Below are 1,464 nucleotides of genomic sequence, written 5' to 3'. Positions count from 1 at the left end.
TAAGTAATATAGAAAAAAATATTTTTATCTATACATTATATACCATTTATGATATAATTTAGGTGTTATGAGTAAATCTTTATATATTATGAAAACAAAAAATGGAAGTAGAAATAATCAAAGCTATTATGTTTTTGTTGCTACTTCTGCTGGTTATGGAAAAGGATATAAAAAAATAGTTTCATTAGGTAACCTAGAATCTTTGGAAGCAAAAAATCCACAATGTATTGAAATAATGAAAAGTGTTGTTAAAACTATGACATCTGATGATGAACCAGAAAAAATAAAAGAGAAATTGTTAAATGCTATACAACCACGTAGCATTGTCAATATAATGAAAAACTATGGTGTAAATTTAATTTACGATGTTATTGAGAAATTAGATATTTTTAATTCCTTGCAAAAATCAAAACATAAAAAACTAAAAGAAATATTAAATTATCAAATTGCTTCAAGAATTATCAAACCAAATAGCATTATTTCTAGTTTTAAAGATAAATGAAAATTCGATAATGATATCGAAACAAAAAAGAATACATTTTATTCATTATTGGATGTTTTAGATGACAATAAAGACTCAATATTAAGAAATATTAATGAAAAAATGATCCAATATAGTAACAGAGAAATTCAATTGATTTTTTATGATTCATCAACCTTTTATTTTGAATCTTTTGTGAGAAACGGTCTTAGATATCCAGGTTATTCAAAAGATGGAAAATTTAAAGAGGATCAAATTGTTGTTGGAATGGCCACTGATAAAGACGGTATTCCAATCCATTTTGAACTATTTAAAGGTAATACTGCTGATGTTAATACATTCATCCCTTTTATTCTATCTATGAAAAAAACATATGATATAGAAAGAATAACAATTATTGCTGATAGAGGTATGAGCTCCAACAGAAATATTAGATTTTTAGAAGATTTAGGCATAGATTTCATCATTTCATATAGAGCGAAAGCAGGCTCAAAAACATTTAAAGATGATTTATTAAATGGATCAGATTATATAGGCAATGAATCCTTTAAATATAAAGAAAGAACATTTCCATCAGAATGAAAGAAAAAAAGACTTAATGGCAAAAGCAGGAGAAGAATATTTACTTATAGTTTGTCAAGAGCCAAAAAAGATAAAGCAGATAGAGAATTAATAATTAGCAACTTTACAAAAAGACAAGATAAAAATGGAATTGTCAAAGCTGATAAAATGCTCGGTAGTAAGAAGTATAAATATTTTGATTCATTAGGAAATTTGCAATTTAAATTGAATGAAGAAAAAATAGAAGAAGATGAAAAATTTGATGGCTACTATGTTTATGAAACATCAAGAATTGATTTAAGTCCAGCTGACGTTGTTGAAATTTATAAAAAACAATTTCAAATTGAAGAGAATTTTCGCACATTGAAAGGATGTTTAGAACTTAGACCTGTTTATGTTTATACTGAAAAACATATAAAAGG

The 1,464-nt window shown here is 25.3% G+C and carries 1 protein-coding gene; it reads left to right on the top strand.

Going from position 1 to position 1,464, the window contains the following annotated elements; genetic code table 4:
* Window positions 1-88: 88 nt before the first annotated feature.
* A partial coding sequence (locus tag T386_RS0104190; protein ID WP_169734051.1) for an IS1634 family transposase occupies window positions 89-1,464 on the top strand: 1,376 nt, incomplete at its 3' end.

It is taken from the genome of Mycoplasmopsis primatum ATCC 25948 (assembly GCF_000702785.1).
GTDB classification, from domain to species: Bacteria; Bacillota_I; Bacilli_A; order Mycoplasmatales; family Metamycoplasmataceae; genus Mycoplasmopsis; species Mycoplasmopsis primatum.
The sequence above is the reverse complement of the archived record's forward strand: the minus strand, read 5'-3'. Positions and strand labels throughout refer to the sequence as shown.